The sequence below is a fragment of the Gottfriedia sp. NPDC056225 genome, from assembly GCF_042267765.1.
Classification (GTDB): Bacteria; Bacillota; Bacilli; order Bacillales; family Bacillaceae_G; genus Gottfriedia.
Genome location: NZ_JBHJTJ010000002.1, coordinates 94878 through 117430 on the forward strand (window position 1 = coordinate 94878; position 22553 = coordinate 117430).

The following is a 22553-nucleotide window of genomic DNA, read 5'->3' on the forward strand; positions in this document are numbered from 1 at the left end:
TTCTTATTTAACTATACTGTTTAATTTGTAAAGTTTCTAACTATACTTGTCATCTACGCCTCAATATTTTGTACTTTCTTAATTTAAAAACCTGTATCAGCGATTCATTTCAAACCGTCGATACAGGCTATTGTTAAGTATTCTTATATAATTTACGAATCATTCTTATTTGGCCACGATGATTGATTTCGTCCTCAAATACATGAAACCATTTAAAGTAGTTAGTAGCTTGTGATCTTCCAAATTCTGATTTTTCATATAACCATTCATCTGAAAGTGTATTAAATTTTGCATATGTATCTTCTCGAATCTCATCTAAAAGAGTTATATAATAGTTAGCATCATTACCTTTAATACTTTCCCTAGCCCCTTCATCTAAATCTAAACCAGGTAACCATTTTGCTTCTTCTTCTGAATTCAAATCACGATTTTCAAATGTATTAAGTTGATACCAATACTCAACCCCTGCCATATGAGTTAATAGCATTCCAATTGTATTACCTGTTGGAGAGTGCAAATAATCTAGTTCTTCAACTGTAATATATTTAATTGCTTCTAGAGTCGTATACCTTACATAATTCATCATTGAAATTAATGTATTAAAATCTCCTTTTACTCCATCTTGTTCTCCGACTAGTAATAAATTTTTCATTTCGATCATTGTTGCATCCCCTTTCGTTTTTTGACAAGTCAATTTATTTCTATTTACTCATAGATCTGATTTCACAGTCAATAGCTGTTCTTTTCTTAAATCAACGAAAGTATTAGTTTTAAGTATTTTGGATCTTCCTCTTTAAAAATCTCCCCAGCCTTTAGCAAATATGCTCTCAATAAACATTCTTTTGCTTTTTCTACATCATTTGTTTCAAATAAGACCTGTCCTAATCTCAATAGTATATATGGATTGTTCATGCCTCCAGGACAATTAAATGCATCATAAAAATAATTCTTTGCTTGGGAATAATCGTTTAAATAAAAATAAACATCTCCGATTGATGTTAGAACCCTAGTACTAGCTTCCCATGTAAATTTAGGCTCAGGTATTAATTCTAACGCCTCTTTCAATTTTTTAATGGTACCATCAATATCTTTTGCTTCAAATAAAGCATCGGCTTCCTCAGAAAGTTCTACTATATATTCATAAGTTACTTCTTTAAGTTCCATAAGCTCTCCTTTATTTTTTAATATCGTTTGATGGTAATTGATTACAGTTTTTCTAAAAGAAACACCATAACAATCAAGCGTATTCTCCCTACTTCATCTAATAAAAGACTTGCTTTAATCCTACAAACCAGATCGATAAACTAAAGGCGTACATCCTTCAAGCTGTTTAAATTTCGCATTAAAATATGATTGATGAGAATAACCAATTAATCTTGAAATTTCATCTAATGGCAGGTCTGTTTCATCTAATAATCGTTTAGCTTCCCTAATTCGTACTTCGTGAAGCGTATCCCTGAATGAATGATTTGATTCAGCTGCGAATCGGCGGCTAAGAGTACTTTTATTGATTCGAAGTGCTTCTGCGCAGTCAGTTAGACTCCAACTTGCATTCCAATAATTCGATTCAATTAGCTCCCTTGTTTTCTCCACTAATGTACGATGACCCTCTTGGGTAAAATCATTTCCATGCACTAATAGATTTGTAGTAAAATCTAGTAATTCTTGAACAATTCGATAAATAATTGGTCCATGCACAATTTTTTGAAAAATATCATAATAGATCCCTTCCCATGATGCATTTTGAAGATTATTCGATTTCATATATCTTCTAATTTGTGCAAGTACGCTTGTTAATCTTATTCGAACAATTTCTGGATCTGGATAAGGCTGTTCAAAAGTTAAAAATTCCCGTTCCATCCAATCCCGAATTGCTTTTGCATCTCTTTTTTCGAGCATTTCAATCCAATGACGTTGCTCTAAAGGTGTTAAGAATGGATCCTTTTCTTGATATGGCATTGGTTCGTTTTCCGCCAAAATAATATCATAACCTTCAAAGAAGATTCTCCGTGTAAGCTGAAGTGTTTGTTCATAAATATCTTTTAATGTTTCTTCTGGCGCACCGACTTTTATGACGATTGAAAGTGGCTCGTCCATCATTTCTTTCCATTGTGTAAGAAATGCATTATATTCATCCTGCAATAACACTTCTTCATCTACTTCGTGAACACATAATATGAAATCAGATAATACGAATAAACGATTTTTCCCAGTAAAAGGATTTCGTTCTAATGCTTTATACACAAGCGGAAGTGTCCCTGAATTTGGTGTCAAAAAAGCAACCATCGTAATCGGACCATCATACTTACGTTCATTCAAAAAAAGATCAGGATAATCTATGTTAAATGAATTGATTTCTTCACTATTTTTTATATTAAAATATCGCTCTTTATTACGAATTTGATAACGTAGCTGCTGAATATGCTTAATTAAATCGGTAGGAGAAAATGGTCGAAATAATACATCCTCCGCTCGATATTGTAATGCAAGATACGCCGTTTGGAAGATTCTCTCAGATGAAATACCTAACCAACGAATTGAAAACTTTTGAATTAAATCACCAAATCTTTCACTCTCATTTTTCCAATTGTCCATATCAAATATAACAAGGTCTGGCTGTTGCTTTTGAATTGCATTTTCAAATTCCACCATTGTTTTCCATAAAACAAGGTTAATACCAGTAAAGTGCGATTCCACGACCCACCGAATCCCCGAAGCTTCTAACTCATCTTTTGCAACTAAATGAATCTCCATCTGAGTTTCACCTTCACTTCTTACTTTTTCTACAATAATAGCAAATTTATTTTGTTTTTGTAGAATAAAAACAATTCATCATCCAAATTTTTTAACTTTTTAGTCTAAGAAGTTAAAAAATTTGAAACATGAAAGCCGTATGGAGAACTTTTTTCTGATTTTGTGCTCGTTTACTTAGTCATGAACCCTGCATTAGTTGAATAAAAAATCGAGCCTATAAAAAAAGACTACACACAAGGTATAGTCTAAAAGAATTTATAAAAACCATTTTTTACGAGGGACAGCATAATACTCCCCAGCAACACTCTGCTGTGGTACAGCTTTTTCAATGCGTACTAAATCTTCTGGACTTAAGTCTAGATTAGTCACGCCTAACATTTCTCGGAGCTGCGTTCTTTTTCTAGCACCAACTAATGGAATAACGTTTTCATGTTTGGAAAGGACCCACCCTATTGCAAGATGGGAAACTGGTATGTGTTTCTCAAGTGCGATTTCTCGTAAGGCTTCAACAAGCATTAAGTTCTTTTCTAGATTTTCGTTTGTGAATCTAGGAGCTTTCATTCTCTTATCATTTGAACTGAATATACGATCTTTTGTCCATGCTCCACTTAATAATCCTCTTGAGAGTACTCCATAAGCTGATAGGGTTATTCCCAATTCTCGTAGAGTAGGTAAAATTTCTAACTCGATTTCCCGATTAAATAACGAGTATTCGGACTGTACCCAGCTTAGTGGATGAATCGCGTGTGCACGGCGTATTGTTTTAGCTCCTACTTCAGATAGCCCTATATGGCGTACATAGCCTTCTTTTACTAAATCACTAATTGCTCCAATCGTTTCTTCAATTGGGATAGATGGATCGATCCTTGCTGGTTGATATAAATCTATATAGTCTGTACCGAGCCTTTGCAAAGTATATTTAAGAAAATCTTTAATTGCTTCAGGTCTGTTATCTTCTACTCCAAATTTGTCACCAGGTGAGCGATGTTTACTATCAAACTTTACCGATATAAACATATTTACTCTACGAAACCCTCGAAGAGCTTCACTAATTAATACTTCATTATGACCATTACCGTAAAAATCTCCTGTATCAAGAAGTGTTATTCCACTATCTAGTGCTTCTTGAATTGTCGCTATACTCTCATTACGATCAGTTTTCCCGTAAAGCCATGACATTCCCATACAGCCGAGACCAATCTCAGAAACTAAAGGACCATTTTGTCCAACTATCCTCTCTTTTATAAAAATCCTCTCCCTTTTTTGATTTACTTCTGATTAAAAGGTGTAACTGGAGGCATAATATGCACTTTTTTATTTGGATAAATTCTTGCAATTACAGTTGATTGAGATAATCGCTTAATATCTTTTCCCGGTAATTCCATAGACACTCCATTCAGAGCAGTCTTATAAACATGCCTAACCGTATACGGTACATGTTGATCCTCTAGAAGCGTTTTTAATTCTTCTTGAAATTTTGCATGACTATCTTCAACTTGCTTAGTCGCTTCTTCTAAAGTAAGTTGCTTTCCAGCTGCCTCTGCTTCTTTAACAGCTACCACAGCAGGTTTTGTTTTAAATTCAATAATAATTGAAGTCATTTGGTTCGTTGAAAAATCAATTGATGGATCAACATAAAAAGAAGGGTTCATTGTTTCATTCTCCACCTTTGTCTCATCTTTATTTTTTGTAGTATTTATTGTATTTCCGTTACATCCGCTCATAATAAAAAGCATCGTAATAAATAAAACACTTCCTCTATAAAACTTCTTCATAATTACTCTCATCCCCTTCTAAAACAGTTTAATAAAAAAAGACAATCTATCAGGATTTTATCCTTTAGAGTGTCTTTTCAAACATTTTTCTATAGTTAGAATAAATCATCTGTATGAGTCGTTTAAAAATTCAATATGATAATTAATTGTTCTTAAATAATGTTTAGTCGTATCCTTTGAAAGACTCTTAATTCTTTTTAACATGTGAATACTTAAAACTTTTTCATTGTTATAAATTCTATATTTTTTTAAAGTTGAAAGTCTATGATTATATTGACTCGCTTTTACTTCATTTAGTTTTTTTACATTTATCAAATAATCTGTAAAGTTCATAATTGCTCCTCCTACTTGTATAGAACAACGATTTTTAGTAAAAAGAACTAGTCCTACTATTAAAAACCTTCTTAGGACTAGTTCTTTAATTCATTCTATTTAGCATGTCTACTTTTTATTCGCTTTAATGTTTTATAAATATAAAAAACCCTCTAGCAGACTACTGTTACTACCTGCTAGAAGGGTTTGGCTCATATAATAATTTAATTAATCCCTAACTCTACCTTAATATCGTCAATTGTTTTACCTTTATATTTTTTAACTGGTTTTGGCGCATCCTCAACCGTTGGATTTTGCATTAAGTAATTTTTTTCAAAGAAAGCAAAATCTTTTGCATCAACGATATTATCAAAATTAATGTCTGCGCTTCGTTTATTCGTACCCCAATATGTTTCGATGTATATTGCATCCATTATATCGATTACATTATCTTTGTTTACGTCTCCTGCGATTGGAGTATTAAAATTTATCTCTGGATTCCAGTGTGCTGATTTCGTACCTTCATCATTTATAAAGCCCACATGGAATGGTACATACATTGTAAAATGACCAGGTAGATCAAGTGAAGCTTTCATCTCTTCAATGTTAACGGGTAGTTTTTCAACCGTTGGTGAGCCAGATGAAGAAATTACCCCTGGATAAGTATTGCCACCTTGGTCTTTTACAGAAAGAACTGCACCAATTTTTGAAGGATCTACTCTCCAAGTTGCCCTACCTTCTCTTTTCAATGATTCCGGAATTCCAATACCTCCAGTAATTTTCGAAGTGGTCGGTTTGCTCCAAATTGGCGTAACCGCTGAAAACATCGAAATCGTTTGGCTCATATCATTTACGTATGATGCTGTAGGTGTTCTGAAAGTTGATAATATATTATATGAATCATTTTTTACATTTAATGTTACTTCTGCAAACGGTACATTACCTGTAACTTTTCCGTCAATCATATCTACATTTACATTCAAATTAGTATAAGAACCTGATGGCACTGTAGTGGTTGTAAGCTTAGCAGATCCAAATTTTTCGATTGCCGGATTCAGTTTTACATCTACAATCTGTAGTTGACTACTAGTAAACCCAAAGCTAGTCGCTAGTTTTTTCGCATCTGTTAGATTACTAGCTGTTAAAGTTAATTTAACATTTTCACCTTGATTGACCATTTTTTGATCAACACTTCCATATACAATTGGAGTACCTTCTTGAATAAATGTATAGTATTTATATCGGTCACCGTTCGCCGCTGAATTATATCCACCAAGTTCAACATTGAAACTTTTTGCAGTAATTGGAATATTGTAAGAGAAGTTACCGTCCGCATCAACATAAAACGCATTTGTAAAAATTGAACTATTATTTTTTTCCAATACAAAATTACCAGATTGATCAATCGAAATGCCTTGCTTTCTATAGTCATCCTGTGTTTTATCAAATACTCTACCATTCATTTGATAAGATGTCGTACCAGGCTTGTACTCAATAACACCTTCTTCTAGATCTGTTGTAAATTTAGGACCTGTAATATCAATCATAGAATGGTCTTCCATCGTAAATGTTTTACCTTCTCGATTTGCACCAATTATTTTTACTTTATAATGTCCTGGGCCATACGGTATTTTTACTTTTGTAGATGAAATAGGTTGCTTTGGGTTTCCGGTGAACGGTAAATAATATCCAGTAAATGCTCCATCAATATAATAATCTGTGTTTTCATTGTACTGAGCTGTATTTAATGCTCCTAAATAGCCAATCTCTTTATCTGTTTCACCGTCGAGTAAAACAAAATCAATTGTTTCCATACTTGATCTTGCATTAAAAACAACACCAGTTGCTGAATTTAATAAAGGATAATAAATATTATAGTCAGAAGTCATCATCTTGTTGTAAGTCGCCATTGAATTAAAGCCTTCTTCTACATAATGAACGCCAAATGGAATTTGGTATTGTTCAGTTGGATCAGCTTTATTTGTAAAAACGATATAGCCTTCGTAAATTCCTTTTTCTGCAGTTTTTGGGATGCTTAAATTCAATTTTATTGATTTTGAGCTAATGCCATTTATTTTGACTGAAGTTGGCCCTGAGATCGTCACATTATTTTTTGATGCATCTTTTGAATCTCTAAGTCCAGTGTTAAATTTGGCCTCAATGCTAAATGTTTTCGATTTTTCACTTCTATTTTTCAATATAATATTACGCGCAGAAGTTTGATCCTTCTCATTAAAGCTAATTGAACCGAAACTCATTGCACCCGTTAACTCACTAATTGATTTTTCTTTTCCGTTAATTAATGTTGGCGTTTTATCTACAACACTAAGTTCAATATTTGAGTGAATTGCTTCATAAGCATCTACTCTTCCGCTACCAATCTCATAAACACTGTAATCTTTTGATAATGGATCTGCCGTATTCATTAAGATTGATTTTATATCTGCTGGTTGTAAATCTTTATTAGATTGCAGTAATAACGCAGAAACTCCTGCAACATATGGAGTCGCCATAGATGTACCAGATAAACGTTCATATGCTATTTTGTAGTCCTCCGGTTTTGTTCCATCTCCTGTTTTATTATTGATATAAAATGGAACGGTTGAAAGGACTGCAACTCCTGGCCCAGTAATCTCTGGTTTAATATCATAATTTACTCTTGAAGGACCTCTTGAACTAAATACTGCTAATTCATCATCTGGCGTCTTTATTTTTGTAAAATCACCAAATGTAAAATCAGTATCTCCCGCTTTCATTGCTGCTAAGATTGCCAAACCGTCCTCATATGAAACTGAGAAACTAGGAATTGAGTTAATCGACTCACCCAAATATCCTTGAATAAGTCCTTCTGATTTATTTACTTCATTGTTATAAATAATAACTCCACGTGCGCCTTTACTTTTTGCCAACTTAATTTTATCTACGAATACAGTGTCTCCACGAGAAATAAACGCAATTTTGCCATTTACATCTTTTCCGTTATAATCTGCTGCTTTACCAAGCCCAACATCAACTAATTTATATGTCTTGCCTTTTAATGATGGTAAGTTATCCGTATAATTTCTTGCCATTTCTCTTACATCATAATTTTTGCCATTTTGTAATCCAGTAAATTGATACATATTAAGGGCCGTTGATGAAGCACCAACAGTTAATGCTAAAGCAGCAGCACCTGGAGAACCTAAAGTATACATTTGATCTCCACTATTCCCTGCAGCTACTACAGTCGTTACGCCACTTAATACTGCATTGTTAACTGCCACTGATGTAGCATAAAGAGGATCATTCAAAGATGCACCTAAAGACATATTAATGACATCCATACCATCCGCTACAGCTTTGTCTAATGCAGCAATAATATTAGCAGTCGTCCCACTACCATACGGTCCTAGTACTCTATAAGAATAGATATCTGCTTCCGGAGCTGCACCTACCGTTTTATATTCACTATCAGCCACTCCTCGACCGCCGATGATTCCCGCAACATGCGTCCCGTGTTCTGTATAATATGTACTTGAGTTAACAATTTCTTGGTTCCCCGATTTTTTCCAATCTGCATATGTTGTCTCCATCGGATCATTATCATTGTCTACAAAATCATATCCACCTTTATACGCATCCTTTAAATCTGGATGGTTATAATCAATCCCTGTATCAAGAATACCTACTTTGATTCCTTTTCCAGTATAGCCTTCAGCGTGTAAACGGTCTAAGTCGTCATACGGTGAATAATTAGCAATATTAAACTCATCAGCTTTTAATTGGTCATTATTTTCTGTTTGTTTAGGTGGATCAATCGAAAACTTTTCGTTGTTCCAAATCGTTTTAACAGCTTTTGATTTTAATAGGTTCTTAATTTGATTCGCTGGTAAACTCATCGCCACGCCATTAAACACATATTTATATGAACGATTAATTTTAAAGTTTACTTTTGATCTTTTTTCACCAACTAGAACCTTACTTACATCTGCCTGGAAATCCTCATGATTCTCATCTACTAGTTTAGAAGCTTCAGTTTCAGAAAGCTGTTTTCCTTCAATACTTGCTTCAATTTGTGCAATCTTCGCAGGTTCATTAGCAAACTCGACTATTACATTTGTTTGTTCATTCGAATTTAAATCTACATTTGATGAAATTTGCAGACCTATTGACTCATTTGTTTTTAACTCATTTAATGCTAATCTTTGTTCCGGTGTTAATTTTGCAAGCATGTCTTCTACTTTCGAGTAACTGACAGCTTTTGTGGCGTGACCTACATTGCCAAATGATGTCAAAATAACACTCGATGATAATGCAACGACTGTTATCCTCTTTAGAAAACTTTTTTTGTTTAAACTTATTTTCATCTTCTTCCCCCATACTTTTTATTCGCAGACAAAAACAACCTACCTGGTTAATTATTCAGAAAATTCACATTACGGTCAACCGGGTTATTTTATCATGACTAAATCTAAGTATTTGAGGACAATAGACTTTTTTCGACTGATTTTGACAGAAAGATTAGGAGGAATTTGCGCAACTTTGGAAACACAAGATTAAAATCCCTTCAGAATTTAGAAGGGGCTTTTCAATTTGTTGAAATGTAAATTAATTGAAATTATTAAATTTGCGTTCAAATTTAGAACTTCGATTGAATAACAGTGTAGATGGCTTAATGATTGATGTTTTCCTCTTAATTAACAAAGTACGGGACTTTGGCTTAATAAGGTAAGAGAACCCCCTCCAAAAATGGAAGGGGCTTTTACTAGATAGCTTAATTCAATTGATTCATTGTCACAGAAAACACATAGCTTTGATACTTATCGCAGCCTTCATATCTATATCTTTTTCCGTCCTTACTAAATTCTCTACCTTCCTCTTGGAAACCTAGATCGTGTAATACATCTTTTATTGAACCATTTTCATAATCTTTTCCAACTTGGAATTCGATACTCAAATTAATCACCCTTTGATTTGTTTTTTCTATTTATTTTGGTAATTGTTGGGCGATTTTATACTTATGAATCACATTATAGAAGAGGTATTTAATATGAAATGCGAACAAAATATGTACTATATTCATAAAACTGTGAACTTTGTTCATAAACTACTGATTTTCGTGCATAAAGGATAGAGTTTTGCTCATAAAACATTGATTTTTGTTCATAAAGGATAGAGTTTCGTTCATAAAACATTGATTTTTGTTCATAAAGGATAGAGTTTCGTTCATAAAACATTGATTTTTGTTCATAAATGATAGAGTTTCGTTCATAAAACATTGATTTTTGTTCATAAATGATAGAGCTTCGTTCATAAACAAACCGGGTTAGCTTTTATGTAATTAAAAATAGCTGATTCGTTATTGGAAAATACGAACACTACATGAACTATCTTGATAGAGTAGTAAACTTCATTTATATATTGGTGATACTCGTTGATATATCATCATATCTCGTTGATATATCATCATATCTCGTTGATATGTGTAAAAACATTCATATTCTTCGCTATGGCTGGCTCACGTCTGATATTTGAGGTCCTGTTGAATCACTAATTTTAATTTGGGTAAGTGCCTGTCATGTTCAGGTGACAATTTAGCAAGCAAATCTTCCGTTTTCGAAACACTTACAGCTTTTGAAACAGTTACTCCTTGTCCAAGAGAACCAATTACAAAACTTGATGATAAATCAAATTTGGCCAACCCTTTTCCGATTTTCATACGCTTCCCCATTAAAACCATTCCTTCCTCATAGTCACAGTAAATTGCTCGAAAAGATCTATTTGAAATACGAACATAAACATTAAATATTTGTTATGAAAGTAATTCATTTAGCTATCTTTACAACATTAATTATTAAGACTACTATTTAGAATTATTTGAATTAGGTTAAAATCAACGCTCTATTTCAATATTTACAAACAATTTAAAGGGCCTTCGACTAAATTCTACCCTGATGTTTATAAACACTTCATGAAACTAAGTAGTGGTACAGCATTATTAAGAGGAAGTGTACTCGATTGATGTTTTAAAACCTTTTTTAAATATTATTCGTTACCATTAATTTACACAATTAGAATAGTTATCCTATGTATAGAGCACATTATATCTAGAAACAGATTCAACAAAAAAAGAGGTGAGGAACATTGAAAAAAACAATGAAACATTCGTTCACTATTCATCCTGAAGGTGACCTAGATTCAAATATCGAATTATTTCAAACTTTGTTCCCCAGCTCGGATTTAGTGAATAAAAATGTTTTATTTGGAGAGAAAAAAGGTGTCATTGTTTATTTTAATAGCTTAGTAAATGAAGATAAAATAGAGCAGTTTACAACGAACATTCTCGAATATAAAGATGGATTATTTCAATTTCTGTATAGTCATACAATTATAGCTAAAAAAGTCGAGGATATAGAAAAGTCGATACTAGATGGGAAATGTGTGTGTCTTATTGATGGAGAACCTAATGCATTTCTATATTCTGTTGAAGAATTTCCTAAACGTTCTTATTCTCCACCTAGTATTGATAATTCTATCAAAGGTTCAAAAATTGCATTTGTCGAGTCAACACAAGCTAATTTGTCGTTACTTCGTCGTTATCTTGAAACGAAAGATTTACTTTTTAAAGAAGTTAAAATTGGAAAAGAAATTAAAACAAATGTAACGGTAGCTTACTTAGATGGTGTCGCTAAACCTGAAACAGTTGAAGAGATCGAATCAAAGCTTAATGCTATAACGGTTGACTCTTTACTCAACGCCAATCAATTAGCTTTAATTTTAGAAAAATATCCTTTTTCTCTCTTTCCACAAATTATCACAACTGAACGGGCTGATATTGCATCACAGTCTATTGAAAAAGGAAAAGTTGTTATTTTATTAGATCGTTCATCAGAAGTCATTATCTTACCAGGATCTTTTATTTCTTTTTTTAAAAGTATTGATGACTCATCAACAAGACCTGTCATTGCATATTTTAATATATCTTTGCGTACAATCGCTCTATTTATTACTCTGTATTTACCAGGGATATATATTTCAGTTGTCTCGTTTAATTATGATGTTGTCCCATTAAAATTAATTTTATCAATCGGAGAATCACGTGCAAAAGTTCCCTTCGATCCACTTGTTGAAGCAATTATTATGGAACTAACACTTGAAATGTTGAGGGAAGCAGCAATACGACTTCCAACCCCAATCAGTACAACTGTAGGAGTTGTAGGTGGAATTGTTATTGGTCAAGCTGCTGTGTCAGCTGGTATCGTAAGCAACATCATGGTAATTGTCGTAGCTCTAACTGCCATTTCTTCTTTTATTATTCCAAATTATGACATGGCTTCAAGTTTACGCATATTACGTTTTCCTATTATGATTATGGCTTCTATATTCGGGATTATAGGAATCATTGCAAGTACTATGATTATAATTGCCCATGGTTTGAAATTATCTAGCTATAATGAATCTTATAGTCAGCCATTTTCTCCTTTTAGCTTAAAAAAATTAAAACAAAAATATCAAAATAGTGCTCTATCCGTTCTTTGGAATCATCAACTAACGAATCAAAAAAAGAGGAAATGATATGAGACATATTTCACCTAAAATTACATATGTTCAATTTGTATTATTAATATTCGGTGTACAAGTTGGGATTGGTGTCATTTCTTTGCCAAGAATATTAGAAAATAAAGCTGGAACGAGTGGTTGGATTTCCCTTTTGTTTGGGGGATTAATCTCTTTTCTTATTAGTGTTGCAATGGTGAAACTAAGAGAAAAAGACCCTTCTTGTTCATTTAATATGTATTTTACACATTGCTTTGGCAAGGTAATTGGGACATTATTTTCTCTTTTCTTTACTGTTTACTGTCTTGGAATTGGGTTCGTCATTTTATTACGTTCCATTTTATTTATTCAATCATACATTCTCCCTGATGCTTCACTCTTTATTTTGTTAGTATTGTTTTTAATTCCGACATATCAGTTCGTGACAGGTGGTATCCAAATACTTGGAAAGTATATTGAAATTATTTTTCCAATCATTATCTTTTTTTTAATTATGCTTCTCTTCACATTAAAACAAAGTAATATTCATTTTATTTTACCTTTAATAAAGGATGGATGGTTACCGATTTTTAAAGCCATTCCTGCAACGATTAGTTCCTTTTTAGGGATTGAAATAATCTTTATTATTTATCCATATTTAGATCAAAAAGAAAAGGCTTTAAAAGGTGTTTTAGTCGCGAATAGTCTTACTACATTTGTTTACGTGTACGTTTCAATTATTTGTTTTGTAATTTATAGCCCAGATGAAATCAGCGTAATTTTTGAACCAGTTTTAGATATTTTAAGTGTGATCGAATTCCAATATGTTGAAAGATTAGATTTCATTCTTTTTTCATTGTTTCTAATAGTCATTTCTAAAACATGGATTATGTACTTATGGATTGGTGTAACAAATTTAGCAGAAATGTCTCAACATAAACGAGTCGATTATTTGTTTATCGGATTATCCTGTGTATTTCTATGTTTAACTAATTTTTTCATTCCAACATTTAAGCAAAATGATCAAGATATACAATTTTTATCTATATATGGCGTAATTCTCATATTAGTTATGCTAGTTTTCATTTGGATTCGCTCATTTTGGAATAAGGTGATTAGATGAAAAGTTTAAAAATCGCTACGATTAGTGTTTTTATTTTAATTCTTTTAACAGGCTGTAAAGAAACAATAAATATTGAAGATATTACAATGGGATTAATATTTGGAATTGACACAAATAATCCACAACAAAAAAAACTCCAAATTTTTATGTCTAGTCCCGTTTTTAGTGAAGAAGCAAAAGAAAAAAATGAACAAATTATGGTTGATGCTTCAAGCATTCGAGAAGCCCGCACTTTATTTGATTCGAAAGTAAATGGTGTTACAACTGCAGGCAAGTTGCAAGCTTTATTAGTCGGAACTAAATTAACCGAACAAAAGAATTGGACGTCTATCTTAGATTTTTTATATCGAGAACCGAAACTAAGACAAAATGCAGACCTTGTTTTTTTTGATGGCAATGTTTCTGAGCTACTCAAATTAAAAGAAGAAGATAAACCAAGATTATCAATTTTTATTCCGCAACTAATTGAAACAGCTGATTTTCGAAATGTAACACTTCGTACTTCGCTTAGAATGTTTCATCAGATGTCATATGAAAAAGGAATAACACCCTATTTACCTAAAATGTCGATTAAAGATGAAGAACTTGAAGTTAGCGGAATTGTCTTATTAGACAAAAATTTTTTCGTTAAACAAACACTATCCATTGAAGAAACACAGTTATTTAGCTTGCTTCAAGGAAAATTAAAAGGTCAATTAGGCATTATGGCTTCTATTAAGGAAGTAAGGGATAAAAATCAATTGTTTAACATTCAGAGAGCTAGCTATTCTATACGAAAAATTAAAAGAAAAGTAGACTGTAATTTCAATCATAACCAATTCGATTTTGAGATTTCTTACAAAATACCCGTAACGGTTTCACAATCGCCAATTAAATTAAATAACAAAACAGTCGGCCGATTAAGAAAAGAAATCGAATCAACTTTAGAGAAAGATTTAAATGGCTTAGTCCATAAATTTCAAGCAAATGAAGTCGATCCTTTAGGCTTAGGAATTTTAGCGAGTTCTTACCAACATGAACATTGGAAAAAAGTAAAATCCAACTGGCCCAAAGATTTTAAAAACTCAAAAATACATGTGAAAGCAAAAATAATAATTGTCGATAAAGGATTAACTATGTAGCAGGGTTATGAGCTCAATTGAAGGCTGAAGGAAAAGATTTAAAAGGCAGGTTCAAGTTCTCCTGCCTTTTTTCACTTTAACAAGCTGTTTTAAGCCAATAGTTCTTCACTATGTAGATCATAAATTTTGCATCGAAGACTTATAAAAGTTAAGATCTGCTAATGCTTTTTTCGTACTCCAAATTAAAACGTTCAAAAATAACTATATCAATAAAATAAATTCGTTACCTTTTCTGTACGTATGCGATGGTAAGCTGGGTTAATATTAACTAAAAATATAAATATTCTTAATAAAATTCGATTATTTTTTACCGTTTTTTAACTAAAAATGGTACATTTTTACTATTTTAAAATCTAATTGGATATTTTCCCCTCGATAAATCAGCTTATTTTTTTCTCACAAAATGCAAGAGTTGTAGATTTTTGTCGTTTGTAAAACTAGTTTAGTAGATGTTACGATGAATTCCTCAATACCACATATGTTAACCAAGGGAGGAATTTTAGTGAACAAGAAAGTTTTAGCGGTTGGATTATCTGTAGGTTTGGCAGCAAGTAGTTTATCGGTGACTAATACATACGCTGCACCAAAAAATGTATTATCGAAATACAAGTACAACAAATCAGTAGGATCACCTGAGTTTGTTTCAGGTCAGTTGACTAAGCCATCAGTTAAGAGCCCTTTAAGCGTTGTCCACAACTATGTCAATGCTAACAAAGATAAATTCAAGCTTGGATCTAAGTCATCTGAAAAATCATTTATCGTTCAATCAACTAAAAAAGATTCGTATGGTACTAATCTTCGACTACAACAAGTTTACAATGGTGTTCCTGTATGGGGTTCTACTCAAACTGCAGTAGTTGGAGACAATGGATCTCTAAACGTTTTCTCTGGTACAGTTATTCCAAACCTAGATACTAAAAAAGGACTAAAATTAGCTAAAAAAGTTAACGCATTTAAATCAATCAAAATCGCAGTCGCAGACCTCGGATACACTCCTATATATGAAAAAGACCCTACAGCTGATCTAGTAGTTTATACAAATGGTAATGATGCTACGTATGCATATCATGTAAACTTAAACTTCCTATCTCCTAAACCTGGTAACTATAATTATTTCATTGATGCATCAACAGGCAAAATCTTAAATAGCTATAATAGTATTGATACAATGGATAGCATCCATGCTGCTAGTAAAACTGTTGGAGCATCAGTTGCTAAACCATCAATTACTGGTACAAATGTCACTGCAACAGGAAAAGGTGTTCTTGGTGATACAAAAACACTAAATATGACTCAATCTGGTTCAACTTATTATTTACAAGATAATACAAGAGGCAATGGTATTTTCACATATAATGCAAATTCTCGTACAACTCTACCTGGTACGCTTTGGACAAGCACTGACACACTACTAAATAGTACAACTGAAGCTGCAGCAGTTGATGCTCATTATTATGCTGGAAAAACATACGACTATTATAAAACTGTTTTTGGACGTAATTCTTATGATGGTAATGGTGCTGCTTTAAAATCAAGTGTCCATTATAGCCGTAGTTATAACAATGCGTTCTGGAACGGTTCCCAAATGGTGTATGGTGATGGTGATGGAACAACATTCACTTATCTTTCAGGCGGACTTGATGTAGTAGCGCATGAATTAACTCACGCAGTTACGGAAAGAAGTTCAAACCTAATCTATCAAAATGAATCTGGTGCATTAAATGAAGCTATTTCAGATATTTTTGGAACTGTAATTGAGTTCTATAATAATAACAATCCAGATTACGAGATTGGTGAAGATATTTATACTCCAAAAATTGCAGGCGATTCACTTCGTTCTATGAGTGACCCAACTAAATATGGTGATCCAGATAACTATTCAAAACGTTATGTAGGAACTGCTGATAACGGTGGCGTTCATACAAATAGCGGTATCATCAATAAAGCAGCTTACTTAATTTCAGCAGGTGGAACTCATTATGGTGTATCTGTTTCAGGCATCGGTATTGATAAACTAGCTAAAATTTTCTATCGTGCAAATACAGTTTACTTAACTTCTTCTGCAACGTTTAGCCAAGCTCGTGCAGCAGCTGTACAATCTGCAGCTGACCTTTACGGTGCAAGCTCTGCTGAAGTAACAACAGTAAATAAAGCATTTGATGCGGTTGGCGTAAAATAATTTCTCTGTTAAATAAAAAGAGTGCCTCAATATATTTGAGGCTCTTTTTTTTATGATAAATTTGCGAGTGATGGTGAGAAGCAAGAAATACGAACATCAAGTGAACTTTGTGCATAAAGATGTTAACTTTCTTCATAAATTAGTGGTTTTCGTGCATAAACGGCTAATGAGGGCTTCATTGTACTGAAATATAACCTACATAATACTTAAAACACGAACTCAATGTGAACAATATTGATAAAGCTGTGAACTCGGTTGATATATCATTCATTCTCGTTGATATATTGCTACATTTCGTTGATAAACCACCTGAATTCGTTGATATATTGTTAAATGGAACAGAAATCCCCTCCATTACCTCTCTATTTATAGATTGATTCAATTAAAAACAAAGAAACCACAAGGAAAAATAATTCCTTGTAGTCTTTTGAGTTAAAACTGATTATAAACCTAGCTCACTTTTTACAATCTCTAATGTTTTTGTTTTATATTTACTTTTTGGTTTTTGTGCAGTTTGTACTGATGGATTTTGCATTAAATAGTTCTTTTCAACGAATGCAAGATCTTTAGCATCTACTTTACCATCTACATTTATATCCGCACTTCGTTTGTTTGTTCCCCAATATGTTTGGATGTATAGCGCATCCATTATATCAATTACATCGTCACTATTTACGTCTCCACCAATCAATTTAGGAAGATTAATTTTTAAAAATTGACCGCTCAATTCCCCTTGATCATTTTGCATTCCAATTTTGAAGTTATATAGACTTCTAAAATGTCCTGGCACTTTTACTGATAATTGGAGCGGTTTGTTAGTTAGAGACAAGTGTAGCGCTTCAATTTTTCCAAACTTAGTAAAGATTTGATCATACTTATTTCCAATAGCATCTTGGATTGAAACATCAGCCCCCACTAAGCTATAATCTCTTTTACTATCAAATGCTCCACTACTAGTTAATAAGCCTTCCGCATATAAGACAGATTTCATTTTAGAATACGTTGGGATTAAATCAACATAAGGTGAATTTGTAATAAGTGACGTCGTTTTTCCTGATCTATTTACATAGGTGCTTGACGCATATACGAGACTACTGTCAGGTCTAATTTCAAAATTATAATCTTTTACTTTATACGTAACTTCTGCTAAAGGGATCTCTCCATTTAAAGTTTGCGTATTATTATCAGTAGTTTCTACGGTTATACTATTTGCTGTTTTAGTAAATTTAACTTCTCCAAGTTTACTAGAATCTGGGTGAAGGGCAATGTTTTCAATCGATAAAAAGTCTGAAGCAACGCTTAAGTTGACTGTACCCTTTTTAAAATCAGTAGCGTTTTTTATGACGATTTTTGCTTTCACAATATCATCAGGTTTCGCAGTATTTTTATCAACGATTGTAGTCAAATATGGTGTACCTTTTTTTACGATTTTAATTGTTTTAGGTATGATACTTCCGTTTCCTGCAGAATCGGTTACAACTAGGTTAACAAGCTTTGCCCCCGAACCAATCGGTACTTCATATTTAAATGTACCGTCAGTATTAACTGGAATTTCAACAGGAATTTCCCCTTGTGCTGTATCGTAGACCTTATTAGCTGATTGATCAATTTTCATACCTGCCGCTTTATAATTTTCAATATCTTGATCAAATACGGAGCCAGTTATTGTAACTGATTTTTGCCCTTCCTCATATTCAATGATATCCCCTACTGGCACATCAAATGTATATTTAGGCTTCCTGTTATCAACTACTAAATTACGATATTCTATGAATTGTTTACCAGTATCAGATGTTGCAAGCATTTTAATTTTATAAAAGCCTTCATCCAATACGACACTTGTAGAACTTATTCCGCTCGGTATTGTACTATCAAATGGATAATACGTACCATTAAAGAGATTCAGATTGACTAATTCACCTTCATTTAAGCTGAAACCATTCACTGTTCCAAGATAACCTATTTCTTGATTCGTCTTTCCATCTTCTAAAATGAAATCAATATTTCTAACATTTGATTTCATTTGAACTTGTGCGGATATCGTCTTAATCGTGTTCGGACTTGAATATGCATCTCTATAACGGTCCTCTGATAAACCTAGTGATGATGTTTCAAAAACCCCTATTCCTTCTTCAACAGTATGCACTGCAAAAGGAATTTTATATGTTTCGTTAGGATCATTCTGATTCGTATAAACAATATACCCCTCATAATTACCTTTTTCTGCTGTTTTCGGTATGAAAATGGAAGCTTTCGTATTTTTTTGTGAATTTGCAGGTAGTTTAATAGTTGGTTCAATTAAAACTTTTACTCCGTTTTTCTCAGCATCTTTAGATCCACGTAAGCCTGTTTGATAGTGAACTGCTACATCAAAGGTTTTTGTTTCAATACCAGTATTTTTAACGATAACTTTACGCTCTTCATTCACGTCCTCACTTAGATTGACTGAACCAAAACTCAGCGCACCTGTTTCATCTTTAATGTTTTTTTCTTTGCCATTTTTTAAAATAGGTGTTTCATTTTGAACTTTCATTTCAATCGATGAATGAACTGCTTTAAAAATATTAACTCGGCCTGCCCCTGTTTCAAATACACTATAATCCTTACTTAAAGGACTCGCTGTATTCATTAGTATCGCCTTAACATCACTTGGTTGTAAGTTTGGTTTAGCTTGGAGTAAAAGTGCAGCCATGCCCGTAACATTTGGTGTTGCCATCGATGTACCTGAAAGACGTTCGTATGCGAATTGATAATCATTTGGCGTATTTTTATTGATTATATAAGCTGGAACTGTAGAGAATACGCCTACTCCTGGAGCTGTAACTTCTGGTTTTATATCGTATGTAATACGTGCTGGTCCACGGGAGCTAAAATCCGCTAACTCGTCTGCTTTAGTTTGAATTTCTCCAAGTTCATTAAATGTAATTGTGCTTGTTGAATTAACCTTTGATTTCAATGCTAATCCTTGGGTATTCGTTAAGGTGAATGTTGGAATATAGTCTAAACCTTCGCCTAAGTAGGCAGGTATTAATCCCTCATCAGGATTATCATTAAAAAGTAAAGCTGCTGCTGCACCATTTTGTTTTGCAAATTTTACTTTATCACCTAATGTAATATTGTTCCCACGACTAATTAATGCAATTTTCCCCTTTAGATCTTTATTCTTATAATCCGACTGTGCGCCATAACCTACACCAATGATTGAATAAGATTGACCCTTCAATTGATCTACATGATCTGAATATCCTTTTGCCATTTCTTGTAAGTCAGTTGATATTGAATCAGTACCTGATTGAAGTACACTCTTATATGTATGTACAATATTTGGTTCATTACTTGCACCTACAGTTAAAGCAAGTGCAGCTGTACCCGGAGAACCTAAAGTATATAAATCATTTCCGCTGTTTCCAGCTGCGATTACAGCTGTAACTCCGCTTAGTACAGCTTGATTGATTGCTATACTTGTTGTATAAAGAGGATTATTAATTCCTGCACCTAAGGATAAATTAATGACATCCATTCCATCTGCCACTGCTTGATCAATCCCAGCCAAAACAGTAGAATCTGTACCAGAACCGTATTGTCCTAATACTCGATAAGCATGTAGCTCGACATCAGGGGCAATCCCTTCCATTTTAATATCACCGTCATTTTTTCCTTGTCCAGCGATAATTCCAGCAACATGAGTTCCATGTTCAGTATAATAAGACGCTCCTGTTGCCCAGAAAAATTCGGCAAAACCAGACTTTTTCCAATCTTCATATGTAGTTTCCATCGGATCATTATCATTATCGATAAAATCGTAGCCACCTTTATAAACATCTTTTAAATCTGGATGATTATAGTCTATTCCTGTATCAATGACCCCTACCACTCCTTTTCCAGTAATTCCTTCTTGATGAAGTTTGTCTACTCCTAGAAAAGAAAGGGTTGATTGATTGCTCGATCCTCCAGATTGCATTTCTTCTTGTGTTGTATCAACCTCAGCATGAACTTCTTCATTACTCCAAACTGCTTTAACAGCTTTCGATTTTAGTAAGTTTTTAATTTGATTTGCTGGTAAACTCATCGAAACACCATTAAACGCATGCTTATAAGATCGATTTACTTTATATTTAACTTTATTATTATTGTCTTCTGTTAATACCCTTCCTAAATCCTTTGAAAAAGTTGTATGATCTTGATCAACTAAGCTAGTCGCTTCAGTCTTTGTTAACTGTTTGCCATTTAAAGTTGATTCGAGCTGAGCGACTTTTGCCGGTTTATTATTAAACTCAACAATTACGCTCGTTTCGGTTGCGGCATCTAAATCAATATCAGGATTAACTTGAAGCCCAGTCTCATTACTCGTTGAAAGCTGATGTAGTGCCGCCCGCTCGGCTGGTGATAGATTAGCAAGCTTATTATTTATTTTCGAGTATGTTGCAGCTTTTGATGAAATTGTTACATGACTCAATGACCCAAGAATAAAGCTCGACGACAATGCTAACACAGAAAAGCCTTTGACAAACTTTTTTCCTAAAATGTTTTTCCCCATCTTCTACCTCCAATTATTCAAAAATAAAATTCACTTTTATTATTTATTATTCTGAATTTTCGGTCAATTGGGTTATTCATTTCCTATAAAATCAACTTTCACATACAATTCGACGTAAACCATCAAAAAATTTATAAAAAGTTAATTAACTTCTTACCTTTTAGCACGAGAAAAATACAAAAAAGAGACCTCAAAAAAATTGAAATCTCTTCTAACTTATCTATTTTTGTATTTCAGAAACCTTCGTACCATTCAAAAAGTTGACTAATTCATTAAATGTATTTTGGGCTGCTTTCGTATTCATTTGAAACTGGTATTCATGACCTATCTCAGCTTCTGATTTACGATAAAAGACTTGCTTTACGCCTGTTCTTTTTTCTAGTAAAGTGGCAAAACGTTTCCCCTGTGATTCAAATGAATCAGTATTTCCATCTGTAATAAATGTTGAAACGAAATGATCTGGTACATTTCTTAAAAGTGATGATTCCTTTGTCATCTTTTCATTTTCCCAATTATATTTTCCAAAGTATGCCCAACCAACGCGTTTAAATACAAATTTCATCAGCCTTGAGGAAGCGTGTGTCTGAACTTCTTTCATATCATATGGCCCGCAAAGTAGGATTGCACCCCGTATTGTTTTCGGATCAACACTTTGACCTATTTTTGCTGTGTTAGAATAGTTTTTATTCATTTGTATGCTAATGAATTGTGCTGCAAGTTGCGCTCCAGCAGAGTCTCCTGCTAAATAAATATTGTTCAGATCCAGTCCATATTTTTGTGCATTCATTTTGACAAAGCGATAAGCTTGATCAATTTGTTGGAAAGGCATCGGATAATTTACACTAGGTGCCAAGCCGTAATTAATATTTACTACATTATATCCATGACTAGCTATATATGTAGCATATTTACGAACATCATTTTTATCTCCCGCTACAAAAGCACCCCCATGAATCCAAAAAATAGTAGGTACATATTTCAAATCATCTTTATATTTAATTAAATCAAACGTACTGTTTTCAAATTTTGAAGTATAATTGATATCTGTTTTCATTGTTGTTTTCTGCTTTGCAATCCCATAATCAGCAGCTTCAACTTCCATTCCACCTGCAAATGATTTTTTCAATAACCAAGTAACAGGTCTTGGAGATAGAAAAACTGAGCCAACTCCAATTACTATGATTAAAAGTAAACATATACCAATTATTTTGAATGTACGCTTCATTTTTTTCCTCCT

At 33.1% G+C, this 22553-nt stretch carries 15 protein-coding genes; 4 read left to right on the forward strand and 11 right to left on the reverse strand.

Annotation, left to right across the window (positions count from 1 at the left end; translation table 11 throughout):
• Nucleotides 1-133: 133 nt before the first annotated feature.
• The 9 genes from ACFCYN_RS02630 to ACFCYN_RS02670 all read right to left on the reverse strand — a co-directional run bounded on the left by ACFCYN_RS02630 (nt 134) and on the right by ACFCYN_RS02670 (nt 10551).
• Nucleotides 134-661 carry a DinB family protein gene (locus ACFCYN_RS02630; protein WP_216854025.1) on the reverse strand — a complete coding sequence of 176 codons (528 nt, stop codon included), beginning with the start codon at nt 659-661 and terminating at the stop codon, nt 134-136.
• 86 nt (nt 662-747) lie between these two features.
• Entirely contained in the window at nt 748-1164 is a 417-nt protein-coding gene (locus ACFCYN_RS02635) for a tetratricopeptide repeat protein (protein ID WP_375947347.1), read from the reverse strand.
• Between the two features lie 120 nt (nt 1165-1284).
• Entirely contained in the window at nt 1285-2754 is a 1470-nt protein-coding gene (locus ACFCYN_RS02640) for a response regulator transcription factor (protein WP_375947349.1), read from the reverse strand.
• A gap of 255 nt (nt 2755-3009) precedes the next feature.
• Entirely contained in the window at nt 3010-4005 is a 996-nt protein-coding gene (locus ACFCYN_RS02645; protein WP_375947517.1) for an aldo/keto reductase, read from the reverse strand.
• A 17-nt stretch (nt 4006-4022) separates the two neighbouring features.
• Nucleotides 4023-4529 carry a protease inhibitor I9 family protein gene (locus ACFCYN_RS02650; protein WP_375947351.1) on the reverse strand — a complete coding sequence of 169 codons (507 nt, stop codon included), beginning with the start codon at nt 4527-4529 and terminating at the stop codon, nt 4023-4025.
• Between the two features lie 105 nt (nt 4530-4634).
• Nucleotides 4635-4862: a hypothetical protein gene (locus ACFCYN_RS02655; protein WP_098120371.1), complete on the reverse strand. Its 228-nt coding sequence runs from the start codon at nt 4860-4862 to the stop codon at nt 4635-4637.
• Nucleotides 4863-5065: 203 nt separating this feature from the next.
• Nucleotides 5066-9187 (reverse strand): S8 family serine peptidase, encoded by a 4122-nt coding sequence (locus ACFCYN_RS02660; RefSeq protein ID WP_375947353.1) that lies wholly within the window; start codon nt 9185-9187, stop codon nt 5066-5068.
• Between the two features lie 407 nt (nt 9188-9594).
• Nucleotides 9595-9777, reverse strand: coding sequence for a hypothetical protein (locus ACFCYN_RS02665; RefSeq protein ID WP_375947355.1), 183 nt, complete (start codon nt 9775-9777; stop codon nt 9595-9597).
• A 561-nt stretch (nt 9778-10338) separates the two neighbouring features.
• Nucleotides 10339-10551 carry a hypothetical protein gene (locus tag ACFCYN_RS02670; protein WP_172447495.1) on the reverse strand — a complete coding sequence of 71 codons (213 nt, stop codon included), beginning with the start codon at nt 10549-10551 and terminating at the stop codon, nt 10339-10341.
• 413 nt (nt 10552-10964) lie between these two features.
• Here ACFCYN_RS02670 and ACFCYN_RS02675 point away from each other — a divergent pair, with 413 nt between their 5' ends.
• From ACFCYN_RS02675 to ACFCYN_RS02690, 4 genes are all read left to right on the forward strand, one after another.
• Nucleotides 10965-12395: a spore germination protein gene (locus ACFCYN_RS02675; protein ID WP_375947357.1), complete on the forward strand. Its 1431-nt coding sequence runs from the start codon at nt 10965-10967 to the stop codon at nt 12393-12395.
• Nucleotide 12396: 1 nt separating this feature from the next.
• Entirely contained in the window at nt 12397-13479 is a 1083-nt protein-coding gene (locus tag ACFCYN_RS02680) for a GerAB/ArcD/ProY family transporter (RefSeq protein WP_172447493.1), read from the forward strand.
• Nucleotides 13476-14600 (forward strand): Ger(x)C family spore germination protein, encoded by a 1125-nt coding sequence (locus ACFCYN_RS02685; RefSeq protein ID WP_375947359.1) that lies wholly within the window; start codon nt 13476-13478, stop codon nt 14598-14600. Before ACFCYN_RS02680 ends, ACFCYN_RS02685 begins: the two co-directional genes overlap by 4 nt.
• 502 nt (nt 14601-15102) lie before the next feature.
• Nucleotides 15103-16779, forward strand: a complete 1677-nt coding sequence (locus tag ACFCYN_RS02690) for a M4 family metallopeptidase (protein ID WP_375947361.1) — start codon at nt 15103-15105, stop codon at nt 16777-16779.
• Between the two features lie 442 nt (nt 16780-17221).
• On the opposite strand, the gene ACFCYN_RS02695 is transcribed toward ACFCYN_RS02690, so the two are convergent.
• Nucleotides 17222-21316 carry a S8 family serine peptidase gene (locus ACFCYN_RS02695; RefSeq protein WP_375947363.1) on the reverse strand — a complete coding sequence of 1365 codons (4095 nt, stop codon included), beginning with the start codon at nt 21314-21316 and terminating at the stop codon, nt 17222-17224.
• A gap of 220 nt (nt 21317-21536) precedes the next feature.
• The gene (locus ACFCYN_RS02700; protein WP_375947365.1) at nt 21537-22541 is read right to left on the reverse strand and encodes an alpha/beta hydrolase; all 1005 of its coding nucleotides are present in this window, start codon (nt 22539-22541) and stop codon (nt 21537-21539) included.
• Nucleotides 22542-22553 lie beyond the last annotated feature (12 nt).